Source organism: Streptomyces sp. NPDC055966 (genome assembly GCF_042269865.1).
In the GTDB taxonomy this organism is placed as follows: Bacteria; Actinomycetota; Actinomycetes; order Streptomycetales; family Streptomycetaceae; genus Streptomyces.
Genome location: NZ_JBHJYK010000005.1, coordinates 159,236 through 176,627 on the forward strand (window position 1 = coordinate 159,236; position 17,392 = coordinate 176,627).

A 17,392-nucleotide genomic window follows, 5' to 3' on the forward strand; every position below is an offset into this window, starting at 1 on the left:
CCAGGGTGGTCATAGCCTCAACGGCCTTGGGAACAGGGTGAATTGTGTCGACGACGAAAGTCAGTTGATGCGCACGAGATCCGCCTTCAGCACGCCGAGCAGGCCGCCGTCGAGGGTGAGGTCCGTCTGTCCGGAGACCGTCACCGAACGGCCCCCGACCTTGACCGAGTTGGTGCCCTCGATCTCCACGCTGCCGCCCTTCACGCTGACCTTGCCGGTCTTCGCGTCGAGCGTGATGCCCCGGCCGTCCAGCACCACCGAGGACAGCGCCCGCCGGCCGCCGGCCGCGTACACGGTCAGCTCCAGCCGGTTGTTGCGGTCGTCCAGCAGCACCTCCAGCCGCTCGTCCGCGGTGCGCAGCCGCACCCCGGACGGTCCCGTCGCAGGATCCAGCAGTTCGAGCCGGTGCCCCGAACGCGACACCACCGAGCGGCGGTTGACCTTCCCGCTGGTCCGGTCGATCAGCGGCACGTCGTGTTTCGAGGGCCGGTCCACACCGTTGTACAGGCCGCCGATGACGTACGGGCTGTCCAGCAGGCCCTGTTCGAAACCGACCAGCACCTCGTCGTTGACCTCGGGGCTCACCACACCCCCACCGCCCTTGCCGCCCCACTGCACCGTACGCACCCAGTCGGTGACGTACGTGTCGTCCAGCCAGGGGAACTTGAGCCGGACACCGCCGCTCTGCGCACCGCCCGGCTCACGCACGTCCGTCACCACGCCGATCGCCAGCCCCGGCATGCGCGGGCCGCGCCCGGGCGCGTTCGCGCCGGTCACCAGGCCCGCCAGGGACCGGTCCGGACTGGCGCTCACCCACACCGTCGTCCGGTAGCCGCCGTGCGGGTCCAGACTGTGCTGCACCGCCGTGGCCGTGTACCGGCCGGAGAACGCGGGCCCCACGTTGCCCAGCGCGACCGGCACACCCGCCCGCAACCGCGGACTGCCCTCGACCAGCGCCTCCACCTCGCCGAAGCCGGCACCGACCTGAGCGGCCAGCGCACCCGCCACCGCCGTCGTCTCGGCCTGCGTCCGGTACGGCGTGTCCGTCACCGTCAGCTTCGCCGACTTCCCGAACCGGGCGCCCAACGCCGGTGCCAGACCCGGCAGTACGGTGTCGCTGGTCACCGACTGCTGCCGGGCCACCAGCGCCGTCTTGGTGGTGACGTCCCAGCCGCGCACCTCGACCTGCGACGCCCCGTCCGCACCCGACAGCGCGGCCCGCAGCGCCAGCAGGTTGCGCCCGTACTCCAGCACCATCGGGCTCTGCGTGGCCGGCGTCGACGGCGCGGGCGCCCCGGAGGCCTTCTCGGGCTTGGTGAACTGCAGCACGCCCTTGTCGTCCACCCGCACCTGCGCACCGCTCTCGCCCGCCAGATACTGGAGGAAGTCCCAGTCGGAGACGTTGGCCTGTGACAACTGCTTGTACGTGACCGGCGCGGCTTCGACCTTCCCGACGGGGAGCCCCGCCCCGGCGGCCACCTTGCGGACGATCGCGGCGGCCGTCATGTTCCGGTACGCCACCACCTTCCGGCCCCGCTGGAGCCGGTGCCCGACGGAATAGGCGCGCACCACCGTGAACGACCCGGTCGAGTCCCGGTCGATCTCCACGGCCGTGACCTCGCCGTTGAACAGCCGCTCACGCGCCTGCCCGGAGACCGTCACGACCGACACCCGCAGCGGCGTACCGAGGGTGATGCCGGTCGACTTCAGGAACTCGTGGTCGGGATCGCGGTACGTGAGCACCGCGGTGTCCGGCAGGCCCACGTTCTCGTCCACGACACAGCTCACCAACTGCGCCGCCCAGATCCGCGGCAGCTCACCGGGCGCCTCCACGACGGGGTCCGCCGCGAACGACCGGCCGCCGCGCGCCTCGGGTGTGCTCACCGTTCCTCCTCTCCGCCCACGTCCCCGAGCGCCGGCACCACCAGTTCGGCACCGGGCGCCAGGGCCATCGGGTCGTCGATCCCGTTCGCCTCCGCGATGACCCGCCAGGCCGTCGCGTCGCCGTACTCCCGCCACGCCAGCAACGGCAGACTGTCCCCGGCCACCACGGTGTGCGTGCTGCGGGCCGTACGCGCGCCGGAGGTCGGGTTCTGCCCCGGCGGGTCGACGCTCGCCTCCTCGATCGACAGCGAGCAGGTCGCGCGCAGCGGCTTGCCGTCCACGTCGAACAGCGAGTACGTCACCGACAGGCTCGACAGCACCCCGTCGAACGACGTCGTACGGGCCGAACCCCACTCGAAGCGCACCCACGGGCTGGCGGGCTTCTTCCGGGCGAGGCTCGCCGGGGTCGGCACGCACCCCTTCATCAGCTTCTCGACCGCCTGCTCGACCGAGTTGTCGTGCTTCGAGGTGGCGTCGAGGAAGACCTCCAGGCTCAGCTCGCGCGGGCCGCTGCCCACGAACTCCGGCAGCGCCGACTCCCCGGCCATCCGCGACGGGGTACGGCGCCACTCGGTGGACTTGCGCAGCTGAAGGCTGTTGGGGTTGAACTGGAGGTTCAGCTGCGCGATCGTCCCGCCGGGCTTGGCGCCCACCGCCGCCGGGGGTTCCTTCAGGGTCAGCTGGGCCCTCGCCACACTGGCGCGAACGGCGGCCATCAGGAAGGCCTCAGTCCCTCGTGGGCGATCTCCAGCGTCTCCACCGCCGCCTGCGAGGTGGCGGGATCGAACGACGGCCCCTGCCAGCGCACCGGCACGATGCCGAGCACCTGCCAGCTGATGATCTTGCTCAGATCCGGCCGCAGCGCCACGATTTCCCCGTCCTTCGGCTCCACTCGCCGCAGTGTCTCGTCGAGCCAGCGCGCGATCTTCGCCGTGTCGGAGGTGACCGGCCGGGTGAGCGTGATGTTCGACCAGGTCACCCGGCCGGGCAACTGCCAGGTGAAGCCGTTGTTGCCGCCCTCGGCGTACGTCTCCATCTCCACCTCCGCCCCCATGCCGGAGCAGGTGTGGAAGGCCCCCAGGTCGTTGCCGCCGATCGCGAGCCGGAAGAACACGCTCGTCGCGAAGATGTTGTCGGTCATCCGTAGGTCATCCGTTCCCTGTCCTCAGCGCCGTCCGTCATACGGCCGGCCCGCACGTTCCCGCCCCCGCCGCAGATCGGCCCGCAACAGCCGCGCCATCGGCTCCAGCAGCCGCCGCGCCAGCTCGTCCAGGTCGATCCCGGGGTCCTGCGCGGCCTCGGCCGACCGGACGGGGTGCGTGCCCGTGGCCCTCCCGGCCGCCGTCCCCGCGGACGGCGACCGCTGCACCGTCCCCGCGGGTACGGCGGTCACCGGCACACCGGGAGGCACGAGACCGGCGCCGGCGGGGGTGCCCGTGGAGGCGTTGGCCACGGCCCGCTGGACGACGGGCACCGGCGGGGCGGGCCGCGGATCCGGGCCCGCCGGGCGGTCCCGCACCGGGGCCGCCTGCGGATCGGTCACGGGCAGCGGCTGTGACCGCAGTGGTGTGGCCCGCTGGACGGGTGAATTCGGCCGTACGACGGGGACCGCGCGGTGAGGATGCGCCGAACCGGCCCCGCGGGAAAGCGGGTTGTACGACGCGGTCGCCCCCGGGGTGCTGCCGGCGCTGCGCTGTAGCTGCGTTGCCGGTGCGGGTGCCTGTGCCCGTGCCGGTGCTTGTGCCGGAGTCTGCGTCCGGCTCGGTTCGCGTCGCCAGGACGCGGTCACGACCGGACGCTCGGCGGCGCGGGCGGCGGCGGGCGGCGCGATGCCGTCCGGGACCCGGGTGTTGACCGTGAGCGGGCGAGTGGCGAGCAGGGAAAGGCTGCGCTGAGCCGTCCGGTGCGAGGCCGTGAAGGTGTGTGCCGTGAGGGGGGCAGAGGAGGTGACGGCCCGGGCGATGACGACCGGCGGGGTTCCACCGGGGCGCGTCCGGGGCGATGCTTCGGTGCTGCTCGCGGACGCCGTCCGGATCTCCGATGCGGGCGTGGGCCGCGCCGGGCCGGTGCCGGGTTCGGCAGCGGCGGAGGGCGTGGGCCGAGGGCCGCCCGGAGCGACGAGGGGGGTGGCGGTGGTCGGAGCGGGGTTCGCAGGTGACGTTGGATTTCCCTTGCTTACAAGGGAGTTGGTGTCGATGCTCGCGGTCTCTGTCGTGCCCAGCAGGGGGGCGGTGCCCGTGTGAGGGCCGGACACGGACCGGTCCGCGTGTGCGGGCGTGCGCTGGACGTGCGGAGTGACCGGGCCGACCGAGGAGTGCGGCCGACGACCGGAACCGGCGGAACCCGGCACGTCCGCCGTCGCCGGCATCGACGGCAGCGGCGCCCCCAGGCCGCCACGGGCCCGGACACCGGACGCGCCGGTGGCAGACGGGCGGGCGTCGGACGGGCGGGGCGGGGCGGGAGCGGCAGCCGGGCTGGGCGGCCGTCCCTCGGCCCTGGGCGCCGCCGGACCGCTTCCGCGCGAACCCGGCGCGGGAACGGGAGTGTCCACCTGACGCTGCACGATCGGCAGTGCCGGTCCGTCTGCCGGTCGAGTGGTGCCTGTGGCGTCGTCCGTCAGTGGCCGTGCGGTGGAAGGGAGTTCGGTCAGGGGCGCGCCCAGCGGCGGCCTGCTGCCGGGCCGGGCGGGGGCGGCGGCGCGCTGCACGGTGGGCGTGTCCGGTGCCGATGGCCTTGCAGTTGGGGGGAGTTCGGGCATGGATTCGCCCAGCGGCGGCCTGCTGCCGGGCGGGGCCGGGGCGGCGGCGCGCTGCACGGTGGGCGTGGGCCCGGGAGCGGAGGCGTCCAGCTGGCGTTGGACGATCGGCAGTGTCGGTCCGTCCGCCGGGTGTGCGTCCTCCGCCGGTCGAGTCGTGTCCGCGGCATCGGGTGCCAATGGCCGTACGGTGGAGGGGAGTTCGGGCATGGATTCGCCCAGCGGCGGCCTGCTGCCGGGTCGGGCGGGGGCGGCGGCGCGCTGCACGGTGGGTGTCGGTCCTGCGGGTGTGGTCCGGGGAGCCTCACCCGTGAGGGGGGTCGGCGCCGCGTCCGCGTGGGAAGGGGACACCTCTGTCGCTCGGACGGTGGGCCGCAGCGCCGTGATCCGTCGTACCGGCGTGGCCGCGCGACGGGCGACGGTCAGTGAGGGGCCAGGAGCCGTAGGGCGCACCGGACTGTTCGCTGCCCGTTCCCGCGGAGTGGGGCGTCCGGCCTCCGGTGCCGTACGGCGGACGGCAGGAGCCCCGGGCGCGGCGGAGACACCCGAGGCGTCCGGCACCACGGCGATGCGCCGTACCACCGGAATCTCCGGTGCCGGCGCCGGGCGGCCGGGCTCGTCGGGCCGGACCACACGGGCACCCGGACCCGCATCTGTATCCGAGCCCGCACCCGTCTCCGAGCCGGCGCCCGGCCCCTCGGTCCGCTGAACCCGCGTCGTCGGAGCGGTCGTCGGGACGAGAGGGGCCGAGGTCACCGAGCGTTGGACGGAAGCGGTATCGGACGCAGGCGTCTGTCGGGTCCGGTCCGGTCCGGCTGCGCGTGACGGCACCGAGGTCCGCCGACGGTCAGCCGTGTCGTTCCCCTTGCCGCTGCCCTTGGCGTCCCTGCGGTTCTCCTCGGCGGCCGGCGCCGTACGGCCGTGCGCGGCGCCGGACTCGCCGCCCTCGCCCTCCCCGGCGTCCGTCCGCAGCGCGCGCAGCAGCAACGGTCCGCCGTCGGCGTACGTCCCGCCGGTGACGGGCGGGCCCGTCACCCCGCGGACCAGGCCGACCGGCGCGGACGGCAGGACGGCGTGTCCGAGGCCGGTGTCGAAGGACGGGTCCTGCCACGAGGCGAGGCCCGCGCGGAAGGTGAGGCCGTCGCTGACGCCGAGCGGGGCGCGGGCAACGGTCAGCGCCGGCGGCGAGGTGCGGCGCCAGCCGCCGTCCCAGTCGCCGGGCAGGGACGTGCCCTGCGCACCCGGCACGGACGCACCCGGCACCGACGGATCCGCCGCACCGGACGCGGACGTGCGCGCGGCGGGGCCCGGCGCGGCAGTCCGCGCCGCGGCCCGGCGGCGCAGTCTGTCCCGCCATGCCATGTGTTCAACCGCCTTCGTTCACGCGGGTGTTGATACGGGCGATCTCGCTCACCCACTGCTGCCGCTCGGCGTGGGTGAGGTCGAGGATCTCCTCGCGCTGCCAGTGGAAGTGGTAGGCGATGTACGCGATCTCCTCCCGCAGCCGGGGGAGTGCGTACGTCACGATTCCCCCAGGCGCCCACCCGAGAGGTCGACCTCGAAGGCGCCCTCGCAGTGCGGGCAGGTCACCGCCGCGCGGGTGTGTCCCTCGCTGTTGACGCGGCGGTAGAAGTCCTGGAGGAACGCGACGTCGGTGGCGTACATCCGCTCCACGATCCCCGCGTGCACGTCGGTGATCGTGCCGAGCCGGGTGACGACCTGGCTCAGCAGCACCACGCTCAGATAGGCCGGGTTCTCCTTGACCCGCAGGTCGATCTGCGGGCGCAGTTCGTCGCGGGCGGTGGCCAGGCGCATCGAGCCGTGCCGGTGGAGTGTGCCCGCCTCGTCCACGTACCCGCGCGGCAGCTCGAACTCGAACTCCGTGCGCAGCCCGTGGTCCTGGGCCGGTGCGGGGCGGGCGGCCGGAGCCTCGGGCTCCTCGGCCGCCGCTGCCTCGGCGGCGGGCGCCGTCGCCTCCAGGAACTCCTCCAGGTTGCCCGCCGTGACGGTACGGCGCCTCATTCGACGACGATCTCCTCGAACACGATCGTGACGCTCTCGGTGGCCGCGGCGGACTCACCGGCCTTGAGGGAGGGGCCCTCCCACTTGGAGGCCCAGCCGTTCATCAGCTGGATGCGCCGTACCGTCTCGCCCTTGGTGTCCTTGATCTCGATGGTCAGGTTCTGCCGGGCGGTGTCGACGGCACCGTTGTTGAGCGTCTCCTTGATCCACTTGGTGAACTCGCTGCTCTTGTCGAGTCCCCGGGTGATCGTGATCTCACCCGCCTGGCGCGCGCCGGGCTGCTTGCGGATGATCTGCTTGCCCGTCGAGGTCACCTGCCTGACCTCGACGACCTCTTCCTCGACGGAGAACCCGCTGATCTCCTGGATCGACTCGACCATGTAGCCGCCGAGCTGCACGCCGAAGACGTGGGTGGAAAGAGCATCGCCCTCTGCCATGACTGTCTGTCACCTTTCCTTGGCCGACCCGCGGGTCACTCGTCGATGAGGCTGGTGCTGTCGGAGAACTGGGCCAGCCGGAACACCACGAACTCGGCGGGCTTGACCGGGGAGACACCGATCTCGCAGACGACGCGACCCTGGTCGATCGAGGTCTGCGGGTTGTTGTCGCGGTCGCACTTGACGTAGAACGCCTCCTCGGCGGTGCGGCCGAAGAGCGCGCCCCGACGCCATTCCTCGGTGAGGAACGCGGTGACGTTGCGCCGGATGCTCGACCACAGCCGGTCGTCGTTCGGCTCGAAGACCACCCACTGGGTGCCCAACAGGATGGACTCTTCGAGGTAGTTGAACAGGCGGCGCACGTTCAGGTAGCGCCAGGCCGGGTCGGAGGACAGGGTGCGGGCGCCCCAGATCCGGATGCCACGGCCGGGGAAGGCGCGGACGCAGTTCACGCCGATCGGGTTGAGCAGGTCCTGCTCGCCCTTGCTGAGCCGGATGTCCAGGTCCACCGCGCCGCGGATCACCTCGTTGGCGGGCGCCTTGTGCACCCCGCGCTCGGCGTCGCTGCGCGCCCACACACCGGCGATGTGACCGCTCGGCGGGACCGTGGTGTTGCGCCCGGCCGCCGGGTCGAAGACGCGCACCCACGGGTAGTAGAGGGTGGCGTACCGGGAGTCGTAGCCCGCCTCCTCGTTGCGCCAGTGGCGCACCTGCTGGGCGTTCAGGCCGGGCGGGCTGTCCAGGACCGCGACCCGGTCGCCCATCTGCTCGCAGTGCGAGATGACCGCGAGCTGGACGGTGCGCACGCCCTCGGCGTCGATGTCGCCCCGCTGGTAGGCGCCCATCAGGTCGGGGACGGCGACCATGGTGATCTCGTCGATGGACTCCAGCCCGGCGAACCCGGTGCGGGCGGCCGCGTCACCGACGTACTCGGCCGGGTCGAGCCGGTTCGCCGCGCCGGAGCCGGGTGCCGCGGGGGCGGCCGGCGCGTCGGGCACGGCCACCGTCTGACTGGCGGGCCGGGTCTGGCCGGCGTCGCGCTGCTCGGTGACCTCGATCAGCTTCGAGGCGCGCAGTTGGGTGACGACATAGCCCTTGACGTTCTTGCGGGTGGAGACGTCGTACGTCTCGACGACCTGGTCGCCCTGGCGGACCAGCAGCTTGAAGCGGTCCTCGGGCGGGTTCTCGCCGTCCGCGTCGGCGATCTCCACCGAGACGCCGGAGATGCCGGGCCTGGCGGCGATCCGGAGTCCGCCGAGCGCGACCGGCTCGGCCGTCCGGACCTGTCGGGAGGCCTGGCCGGCTCCGGCGGAGGCGCCGTCGGCGGGGCCGCCGATGCGCACCACATAGGCCGCGCCGCCGCCGTTCGAGAAGTAGCCGTAGACGGCGTGCGCGAGGTAGGTGCCCTCGGTGAAGCCGCCGAACAGCTGGGTGTACTGGTCCCAGTTGGTGACCAGGGTCGGTTCGTGGAAGGGCCCGTTCTGGGCGAACCCGACGAACGCGGCGACGGCGGTGCCGACCCCTTCGATCGGGCGGGCACCGGACTGCACCTCCTCCACGTACACGCCCGGGGTGAGGTACGTCGGCATGCTCGCTCCTTCACGTTCCTATCGGGTCACACCTGCGTCGATGCCGAGTCTCCGAGGTGCAGGAGGCCCGGCGACAGGGGCGTTGGTACCTTGCCGGGGGCAACTGCGCTGCCTTTTCAGGCGTCGAGGGCGGCCGCCAGGTACGGCCCGAACTCGCTCTCCAGCACCAGCCGGCCGAGCTTGCGGTACTCCTGCACCACTGCCGACACCAACTGCCGCATGGCGAGCGGCTGTCCGGACTCCGCGGCGAGATACGCGGCGGTCACCGCACACGCGCGGATGGAGCCGCCGGCGAGTTCGAACCGGGCCGCGCAGAAGCCGAGATCCAGGTCGCCGGCGCGGGGCAGCCGGTCGCCCAGGCACCGCTCCCACAGGGCGAGACGCTGGTCGGCGTCCGGTACGGGGAACTCCGCCACCACGTCCAGCCGGCGGGTGAACGCCTCGTCCAGATTGGCCCGGAGGTTCGTGGTCAGCACCGCGATCCCGTCGAAGGACTCCATGCGCTGGAGCAGATACGCCGACTCGATGTTGGCGTGCCGGTCGTGCGCGTCCTTGACCTCCGAGCGTTTGCCGAAGATCGCGTCGGCCTCGTCGAAGAGCAGCACCGCGTTGACGGCGGACGCCTCGGTGAAGATCCGCTCCAGGTTCTTCTCGGTCTCGCCCACGTACTTGTCGACGACCGTGGAAAGGTCGACCACGTACAGGTCCATGCCGAGATCGGCGGCGATCACCTCGGCGGACATGGTCTTGCCGGTGCCCGACTCGCCCGCGAACAGCGCGATCACACCGCGCCCCCGGCCGCCCCCGGGCCGCATCCGCCACTGCCCGAGCACCTGCTCGCGATGCCGGGCGCGTACGGCCAGTTCGCGCAGTCTGCGCAGGGTCGGCGGGGGCAGTACCAGGTCGTCCCAGCCGACAGCGGGCTGGACCCTGCGGGCCAGCCGGGCGAGCCCCGCGCCGTTCTGCGCCCGTACGGCCGCCCGCAGATCGTCGGGGGAGACCGGGCGGTCCGCGAGGCCCGCGGCCCGCACGGCGGCGTGCGCGGCGCGGCGCAGTTGTCCGCCGTCGAGGCGGTGTGCGGCGACGGCCCGGGCGAGCGTGTCGGCGTCGCCGTCCACGGACGCGTCGGCGCCGGCCAGGGCGAGGGCGTGCCGCCAGCGTGAGGCCTGCCGTGCGGGGGAAGGCGCCGTCACCGGCAGGACGACCGGGGTGTCGGCCGCCCAGGCCGGGTCCCAGCCGTCCGCGCCATGGGCGAACACGGGAACGCCGCGCAGCGCCGCGCACAACTCGGCAGTGCTGCGGGCCCGTTCGGCGGGTGCCGGGGGCAGCTCCTCCAGCGGGCCGAGGACGACGCCCGAGCCGGTGAGGCGGGCCTCCAGCGCCGCGATCCGGGCGAGCGCGGGCAGGTCGGCGGAGCGCCGGGCGAGGGCCGCCGCGTCGACCACCAGGGTGCCCAGCCCGGCGGCGCTCAGGGCCGCGGCGGCAAGGCCCGGCGCGTCACCGCCCCGGGCGTGCAGATGCACGAGACCGGACCCGGACCGCGCCGCGCGGGCCGCCCGCTGGACCTCCTGCGTTGGTGCCGTCGGATCCTCCGCGACCGTGCCGAGGACACCGGCGAGCCGGCCGTCGGGGGCCGTGTCGCCCAGCAGGAACGCGGTGACCCGGTCCGGCACCGCCAACACCCGTGACAGGGGCGGGCGTTCGGGCTCGGTGATCTCCAGCAGTCCGCCCGCGACCAGGGGCGAGGACGCGGAGAGCCGGAACCGGGCGGGCGACGCCTGCGCGAGCCCGCACAGCTCCAGGGCCAGCCCGACCGTGGGCCGGCGGCGGGTCAGGTCGTCGTTGAGATAGCCGTAGAGCCGCTCGAAACGGGCGTCCAGATCGGGTGCCAGCGCGATCAGCAGCAGATCGGTGTCGAGCGGCGACAGGGCGAAGCGCGCGGCGAGCGTGCCGAGCACGGAGTCGGGCGGCGGGGGCTGCGGGTCGTACACCGGTACGTCGAGCCCGCCCGGCTCGTCCAGGACCCGCCGCACGGCCTCCGGGGTGAGGTACTGCCCCCGGTAGGGGTCGTCGGGGTCGGGATCGACGGCGCGGCGGGCCGCCACCGCGTACCGGATCCGCTCTTCGACCAGCCGCAGCCGGTCCCACAGGGGGTCCGCGCCGAGGCCCGTGACCGTCTCCTCCTCCACGTACGTCACGGTTGGCGACCTCCCCGGCGGCGGCGCGCGGGAGCCGGACGCCGCTCGCGCGGGCCGGCGAAGCCCTCGTCCGGCCCCGGTTCGCTCACCCCGTCGTAGCGCAGCCGACGGCCCGGCTGCGGATCCTCGTCCTCCTCCCGGCGCGCGGAACGCACCAGGAGCCCCTCGGTGACCGGCGGCGCGGCGGCCCTGTTCACCCCGGCGAGGGGTGCGCGCACGCGGACGCCGAGGGACGCCTTCAGCTCGCCGCCGAGTGCCGACCACACGTCGGAGGCGGCGGGCGCGTCCAGTCCGGCGCCGCCGGCGTCCAGGGAGACCGTCAGGCCCAGTTCGGCGAGCGAGCCCGTGAGATGCCGCTCCGGCAGCGCGTCGACGGACACCAGTGTCGCCAACACCTGCGACAGCAGCCGGTGTTCGTCCTGCGGGCGGCTCGCCCACGCGGTGACCAGGTACGTCAGCTCGAACCAGCGCGGCGGGGTGCGCCGCGCGACCACGAACCCGTCCGCGTCGTACACCTCCCCGGCGCCGCTGCCGCGCCGGGTCGCGTCCTCCCGGATGTCGTACAGGAACACGCAGACGGTGGGCGCGGTGCGGCGGGCCGCCCAGTCGCGCGTCGGCGCGTCGAAGACGGTCTCGACCCCGGACGCCTCCAGCCCGGACTCGCCGAGCAGCCCGCGCAGCGCCTCGTCGACCTCGTGGATCACCGGCGGGTCACCTCGTCGGGCGGCTGCACGCTGCCGTTCACCACCAGGAAGTCGGTCGTCACCGGGGAGAATCCGGGTCCGCTCGCGGTGATGACGCGCGGACCCGTCTGGTCCTTGGTGAGGATCAGCAGCTGGCCGATGAAGGTGCCGTCCGGCTTCGGCACGGTCGGCGCGGCGGCCGCGGTGATCCCGGGCTTCCAGGTGAACCGGACCGGCACGCCCGGCGGGAAGTCCTTGCCGCGCACCGAGGTGACGAAGCCGGGCTTGCCGATCGGCGGCACGGCGACGATCTTCGGCTGGAGGATCCGGATCGTGGTCCGCGTCCTGTTGTCGTCAGGGTTGGCATCCGTACCGGTGGTGGTCAGGACGCCGGTGGCGCGGCCCGTCGTGGCGTGGTCGGGGGAGAGGACCACCCGTACGACCGTGCTGTCGCCCGGTGCCAGGTCCGGCAGCGCGCACACCCAGCCGCTGTCGCAGCCCGCGGGCGGCCCGCTGTCGGGGATACCGCCGGGCAGCCCGATGTGCAGCCGCAGTCCGGTGGCGAGCGCGTTACGGCCGTTGCGCACGGTGTACGTCACCACGACCCGGCCGCCGACGTAGCCCGGGTCGGGCTGGGCGGTGACCCGGACCCCGGGTCCGGCCTTCGGCGCGGGCGGCGTCGGGGGCGGCGTGGGCGCCGGAGGCGTCGGGGTGGGGCTCGGCGGGGCGGCCGGGTGGACCGGCACGAGCGTCCGCGCGGTGTTGTCGCCGGGCTGGGGATCGATGACGCTTCCCGTGACGGACCAGTCGACGGGCTGGTCGCCGACGGCCCGCCCGGTGACCGTCACGGTCACGGGCACCGTCGTGCCGGGCGGCACCACCCCGATGTCGCACTGCAGGGAGGCGGCGTCGCAGGTGCCGCCGGGGAAGCGGATCCGGGTGACGGTGAGGCCGGCCGGCGGGGCGATGGTCAGCCGGGTGCCGGGAGAGGCGGCCGGACCGTTGTCGACGACGTCGACGCGGATGTCCGTGGTGTGGTCGACGGTGACCGCGGGCACCGTGCCCGGCGCGCGCACCGCCAGGTCCACCGACTGCTGGACGCCGGGCTCCTTCTGACGGCCCGGCAGCTCCAGGGTGAGGGGGCTCTGGTGACCGGTCGTGACGTTCAACAGGTGCAGCTTTTCAGGGCAGTTGACCGGGGTGTCCGTACGTGAGCTGTAGACGATGCCGTTTCCGTCCGCCGTCCAGGCCGCGTCGCGCGGCTGGTGCGGGCCGGTCGTGGTGGTGTCGGGCAGCTCCTGGTGGCAGCCGTCCGCGGTGGAGCGGGCCGCCTCGGGCAGCAGCACCCGGCAGCTGTCGCCGGACACCGAGGTGAGCAGCAGGCCGTTGTTCTCGTTGACCCGGCCGCCACCGTCCTTCCGGTTGAAGGCGATCTGCCGTCCGTCCGGGGAGAACGCGGGACTGTCGTCGATGACAGTGCAGTTGCCGGGGCAGATCCGCGCGCTCAGATCCTGCTGCTGGTTCAGGTCGTCGACCGGCACGGTCCAGATGTGCTTGTTGCCGCCGCCCCCGTCGATGGTCATGTTCCGGGTGAAGGCGAGCCGGGTGCCGTCGGAGGACCAGGTGGGCTGGGCGTCGCCGCCCGTCTGCTGCCCGGCCGGCGGCACGATCTCGTGCACGATCGCGCCCGTCGTCGCGTCGGCGACGAGGACCCGGCTCGGACCCGCGGCGGAGCCGACCCCGCCCGGCGAGGTCCGGGTGAACGCGAGGTACTTGCCGTCCGGCGACAACGTCGGGTCGGTGTCCCAGTCCCGCGGCCCGCGGCCGGCCAGTGGCATCGGAGCGGCGTTGGAGCCGTCGGCGTCCACCGTCCAGATCCGCTCGATCCGCCTGTCCGCAGTGCCCTCGAACACGGTCACCACGATGCGGCGGCCGTCCGGCGTGTAGTTCTGCCGTTCGGTCCACGGGTCGTACCCGGCCGCCGGGTTGAAGAGGGGATCCTTGGTCGGGTCGGTGTTGGAGTCGGCCGCCGGGTCCTCGTTCAGGATGGTCAGCCCGAGGTCGCGCGGGTCGGAGCCGTCCGTCCGGACGTCCTGAAGGGTCACCACGTGCGGACCGTGCACGCCGTTCGCCGTGTTGGTTCCCTTCGCCGTGGTGCGGTCCACCACGACGTAACCGCCGTTCTGCGGACCGAACCAGGTCGGCCTGCCGACCGCGCGGTCCTCCTGGAGCACCAGGTTCGGGGCCGTCGTGCGGTTCTGCACCTGGTACACGTGGTCCCAGTCGCCCTCGCAGCCACAGGTGCGGTCCGGGCTGAGGAACAGCACGCCCTCCCCATCGGGCATCCAGGCTGCCCCGTGGGTCCGCCAGTTGACGGGTGTGCCGGTGAGCATCTGCTGGTCCCCGCCCGCGCCGCCGGTGAGGTGCAACCGGGGGCCGGTGGAGGAGTCGGAGGTGTAGGTGTACGCGATGAGGTCGCGGTGCGCCGCGTCGTCGACCGGGTTCCACACGGGTTCCGTCGCCGTGCCGACCACGCTGGTGACCCGGGTCTCGGCGCCGCCGGCCAGCGGGCGCTCATAGATCTGGAACCCGAGTACCGAGTTGCTGTTGGCGGAGTACGCGATCCGCTGCCCGTCCGGCGACACGGTCGGGTCTTCCTCGTCGTACGGCGTGTCGGTCAGCCGGGTCAGTCCGGTGCCGTCGGTGTGCACCAGCCACAGGTCGCGCTGCTTCCTGCCGTTCGCGCCGCCGGGTTCCGCCGAGTCGAAGACCACGGACGCGCCGTCCGGCGTCAGCCGGGGGTGCGCCGCGTCCCGGCCGCTGGTCAGCTTGCGCACCGAACCGTCGGCGGCGCGCAGATAGATCTGCGGGTTCTTCTCGTCGCGGCGACTCGCGAACACCATGGTGTCCCCGAGTGCCGACGGCTCGACGTCGTCATGCTGCAGAACCGTCCCGAACAGCGGGTCGCTCTGCTTGGGGTTGATCACCTTGCCGAGACTGCGGTGCCCGGTCCCGGCGTAGACGATCCGGGTGGCGGCGGCGGTGGCCGCCTGCGGCCGGGCCTCGGCGCTGTCGGGCCCGGAGGCCGCCGTCACCGCGAGCAGCGGGACCAACAGGAGCAACGACGCGCCGAATCTCCCCAGCCGACGCTGCTCGCCGGGGACAGCGGTGCCGTTCACGGTTCCACCTCGCAGTCTTGGAACACCAGGGTGTGCCCGGCCACTGTGCCCCCGCGCGTGTGCCGCGCGGCAGGGCGGCGGGGCCGTGCCCGGGGGAAGCGCGGGCTGCGCTTTCGGGCAGCCGCCGGGTGCCGGGCGCGCTGCGGGCGGGGGGATTCCCGCAGCGCGCCCGGTTGCCCGACCGGCTCGTCAGATCAGCCCGCCGCGGACGAAGAACGGTCCGGAGTCTGCCCCGGCACGCAACTGACGCTTCATATCAGCCCGTTGCGCAGCGCATAGCCCACCGCGTGGGCCCGGTTGCGCAGTTGCAGCCGGGTGGTGATCTCGTGCAGGACGTTCTTGACGGTCCGCTCGGAGTACGCCGTCTTCTGCGCGATCTCCGACGTGTCGAACCCCTCCGCCACCAGGCGCAGCATGTCCGCCTCCCGCGCGGTCAGCGTGGACAGGGCGAGGCCGTGCGGATCGAGCGCCGAGCGCTGGAGGCCGCCCACATGAGTCAGCAGCTTGCCGAGCAGGTCACCGGGGAGCACCCCCTCGCCGTTGGCCATCGCGAGCACCAGGTGCAGCAGCCGGTCCTGGTCGGCCTCGGCCCGCCGCAGCACCGCCGCGACACCGCACTCGATGACACGCTGCAACGCCGCGGTCTCGAACGTACCTACCACGAGCCCGGTGCGGGTGCCGGCATTGCGCTGCAGCCGTTGCAGCAGGGCGATGACATCGTCGTCCACGGAGTCGACGATCACGAGCGAGGTCCGTGCCCCGTCCGCCTCGGCCTCGTCGACCAGCTCCACCTCGGGACGCTGGCGCAACTGGTGGACGACACCGATGCGCAGCACCAGATCCTGTGCGTACACCGCCACGGTGACCCGGCGCGTCCGGTCCTCGGGAGCTGTTCGCTGGGTCGTGGCGGGAGGATGGATGGTGAGCGTCGTGCGGGCTGGCATCAGGAGGTTCTCCTTCACGGAGCCGGACATACTGAGCACCTGTTTCAACGGGACGAGAAGACAGGACGAGAAGAACGGAGAGGGGCGCACCGGGCCAAGGAGGCGCGCGGAACGGGCGCCGCCGGAGGGCGGCGCACGCGCCGCGCGTGATGGGTTCAACTGACCTGTCATTCCGTGGAGTTGGCCTTGACCGCTGGGGGCATGCCGACTGCCCGGGAATTGCCCTCGCATCTCTCGCGATGCTCCGGATCCGGTTCTACGGTCGTGGCGTGACGCCATCTGCTGCCTCTTCCGGCCCCGGAGCGCCCGGTCTCGACATCCCTGCCGTGACCGTGACACCGGGCGGTACCGCCTCCACCAGCCTGACCGTTCGCAACGACAGCGACATCGTCGAGGCGTACACCCTGGAGGTCGTGGGCGACTGCGCGGCCTGGACCACCGTGGAACCCGCGCGGGTCTCGCTCTACCCCGGCACGTCCGAGACGGTGACCATCCGGCTGGCCCCGCCGCGCTCCCCCGACGTGTGTGCGGGCGATGTCCCGCTGGCCGTACGGGTGTTGCCGGCCGAGCACCCCGAATCGGTCACGGTCCCCGAGACCACGGTGCACATCGAGGCGTTCCACGAGCTGCGCACCGAGGTGCTCCCGCGCCGCCGGCGCGGCTGGCTCCGCGGCCGCTACCGGCTCGCGGTGCGCAACGAGGGCAACACCCCGGCCCGGGTCTCCTTCGCGCCGCAGCAGCCGGGAGAGGAGCTGAAGTTCGGGTTCACACCCCCCGAACTGACCCTGGAACCCGGTGAGTCGGCGGAGACCCGGCTGCGGTCGCGCATCGGCAAACCGGTCTGGTTCGGCAAACCGGTGGTCTGGCCATTCGCCGTGCACGCGACGGACACCGAGGCGGCGGCCGAGGGCGAGCGGCCCGGAGCCGTCGTACGCCCGCCGCTGGAGGCGGAGTTCGTCCAGATCCCGATCTTCCCGAAGTGGCTGCTGGCGGTGCTCGCGGCGCTGATCGCGCTCATCCTGGCCTGGTTCGCGCTGGTCCGCCCGGCGGTGCGCAGCGCCGCCAAGCAGGCGGCCAACGAGGTGGTCCAGCCCCGGCCGACCCCCGGCAACAGCCAGAACGGGCAGTCCCCGGGCACCGGCGCGGACAAGGGCACCGGCAAACAGCAGGGCGGCGGTCAGGGCGACGGCGGTTCCGGTGGCACCGGTGGTACCGGCGGCACGGAGTCCGGGAGCGGGCAGCAGAGTTCGACCACGATCGACGTGCAGACGGCGGGCGGCGGGAACAAGACCGGTACCTATGTGGTCCCCAAGGGCAAGATCTTCGGCATCACGGACATCGTGGTCGCCAACTTCCAGGGCGACGAGGGTCTTTTGACGATCACCTTCGGCGACCGGAAGATCACCACGATCGCGCTGGAGACCTTCCGCAACCAGGACTACCACTGGGTCACCCCCATCAAGATCCCCGCGGACGCCACCGTCACCATGAACGTGAACTGCGCGAAGCCGGGCACGCCGGCGACCGGGCAGCAGGCGGCGCAGTGTCATGAGGTCCTGAACGTGAGTGGTGTGCTCAGTGATGTCACACGGTGAAGTGGTTCCTGCGCATATCGTTCGCCTCGTGCGGCGGGAGGGGAAGAGGTGACTCCCACTCCGACCGAAAACCGACACGGGCGTACATGTAAACAGCATGTTTCCC

The 17,392-nt window shown here is 73.0% G+C and carries 13 protein-coding genes; 1 reads left to right on the plus strand and 12 read right to left on the minus strand.

What is annotated here, in order from left to right; all coding sequences use genetic code 11:
- Positions 1–60 precede the first annotated feature (60 nt).
- From ACFC8N_RS12960 to ACFC8N_RS13015, 12 genes are all read right to left on the minus strand, one after another.
- The gene (locus ACFC8N_RS12960) at positions 61–1,884 is read right to left on the minus strand and encodes a VgrG-related protein (protein ID WP_376288126.1); all 1,824 of its coding nucleotides are present in this window, start codon (positions 1,882–1,884) and stop codon (positions 61–63) included.
- Positions 1,881–2,603, minus strand: coding sequence for a LysM peptidoglycan-binding domain-containing protein (locus ACFC8N_RS12965; RefSeq protein WP_356024280.1), 723 nt, complete (start codon positions 2,601–2,603; stop codon positions 1,881–1,883). The genes ACFC8N_RS12960 and ACFC8N_RS12965 overlap by 4 nt, the downstream gene beginning before the upstream one ends.
- A complete protein-coding gene (locus tag ACFC8N_RS12970) occupies positions 2,600–3,025 on the minus strand; it encodes a phage tail protein (protein WP_356024067.1) in 426 nt (141 codons plus the stop codon). Before ACFC8N_RS12970 ends, ACFC8N_RS12965 begins: the two co-directional genes overlap by 4 nt.
- A gap of 24 nt (positions 3,026–3,049) precedes the next feature.
- Positions 3,050–6,001, minus strand: coding sequence for a hypothetical protein (locus ACFC8N_RS12975; RefSeq protein ID WP_376288127.1), 2,952 nt, complete (start codon positions 5,999–6,001; stop codon positions 3,050–3,052).
- 4 nt (positions 6,002–6,005) lie between these two features.
- Positions 6,006–6,164, minus strand: coding sequence for a DUF6760 family protein (locus ACFC8N_RS12980; protein WP_376288128.1), 159 nt, complete (start codon positions 6,162–6,164; stop codon positions 6,006–6,008).
- Positions 6,161–6,661: a hypothetical protein gene (locus ACFC8N_RS12985; protein WP_376288129.1), complete on the minus strand. Its 501-nt coding sequence runs from the start codon at positions 6,659–6,661 to the stop codon at positions 6,161–6,163. Before ACFC8N_RS12985 ends, ACFC8N_RS12980 begins: the two co-directional genes overlap by 4 nt.
- Positions 6,658–7,098, minus strand: a complete 441-nt coding sequence (locus ACFC8N_RS12990) for a phage tail protein (RefSeq protein ID WP_071376035.1) — start codon at positions 7,096–7,098, stop codon at positions 6,658–6,660. The genes ACFC8N_RS12985 and ACFC8N_RS12990 overlap by 4 nt, the downstream gene beginning before the upstream one ends.
- A gap of 35 nt (positions 7,099–7,133) precedes the next feature.
- Positions 7,134–8,687: a phage tail sheath family protein gene (locus ACFC8N_RS12995; protein ID WP_376288130.1), complete on the minus strand. Its 1,554-nt coding sequence runs from the start codon at positions 8,685–8,687 to the stop codon at positions 7,134–7,136.
- 116 nt (positions 8,688–8,803) lie between these two features.
- Positions 8,804–10,885 (minus strand): AAA family ATPase, encoded by a 2,082-nt coding sequence (locus tag ACFC8N_RS13000; protein ID WP_376288131.1) that lies wholly within the window; start codon positions 10,883–10,885, stop codon positions 8,804–8,806.
- Entirely contained in the window at positions 10,882–11,589 is a 708-nt protein-coding gene (locus ACFC8N_RS13005; protein ID WP_362822873.1) for a DUF4255 domain-containing protein, read from the minus strand. The genes ACFC8N_RS13000 and ACFC8N_RS13005 overlap by 4 nt, the downstream gene beginning before the upstream one ends.
- On the minus strand, positions 11,586–14,747 hold the full coding sequence (locus tag ACFC8N_RS13010; protein ID WP_376288132.1) for a TolB family protein: 3,162 nt from the start codon (positions 14,745–14,747) through the stop codon (positions 11,586–11,588). Before ACFC8N_RS13010 ends, ACFC8N_RS13005 begins: the two co-directional genes overlap by 4 nt.
- Positions 14,748–14,998: 251 nt before the next feature.
- Entirely contained in the window at positions 14,999–15,691 is a 693-nt protein-coding gene (locus tag ACFC8N_RS13015) for a LuxR C-terminal-related transcriptional regulator (protein ID WP_362822875.1), read from the minus strand.
- A 269-nt stretch (positions 15,692–15,960) separates the two neighbouring features.
- Here ACFC8N_RS13015 and ACFC8N_RS13020 point away from each other — a divergent pair, with 269 nt between their 5' ends.
- The gene (locus ACFC8N_RS13020) at positions 15,961–17,286 is read left to right on the plus strand and encodes a hydrolytic protein (RefSeq protein WP_376288133.1); all 1,326 of its coding nucleotides are present in this window, start codon (positions 15,961–15,963) and stop codon (positions 17,284–17,286) included.
- The last annotated feature ends 106 nt before the right edge of the window (positions 17,287–17,392 follow it).

What these genes read in the sequence shown, in the direction of transcription:
- ACFC8N_RS12970 (WP_356024067.1), bottom strand. Translation starts at nt 3,025, where the DNA reads ATGACCGACAACATCTTCGCGACGAGCGTGTTCTTCCGGCTCGCGATC.
- ACFC8N_RS12975 (WP_376288127.1), bottom strand. Translation starts at nt 6,001, where the DNA reads ATGGCATGGCGGGACAGACTGCGCCGCCGGGCCGCGGCGCGGACTGCC.
- ACFC8N_RS12985 (WP_376288129.1), bottom strand. Translation starts at nt 6,661, where the DNA reads ATGAGGCGCCGTACCGTCACGGCGGGCAACCTGGAGGAGTTCCTGGAG.
- ACFC8N_RS12990 (WP_071376035.1), bottom strand. Translation starts at nt 7,098, where the DNA reads ATGGCAGAGGGCGATGCTCTTTCCACCCACGTCTTCGGCGTGCAGCTC.
- ACFC8N_RS12995 (WP_376288130.1), bottom strand. Translation starts at nt 8,687, where the DNA reads ATGCCGACGTACCTCACCCCGGGCGTGTACGTGGAGGAGGTGCAGTCC.
- ACFC8N_RS13015 (WP_362822875.1), bottom strand. Translation starts at nt 15,691, where the DNA reads ATGCCAGCCCGCACGACGCTCACCATCCATCCTCCCGCCACGACCCAG.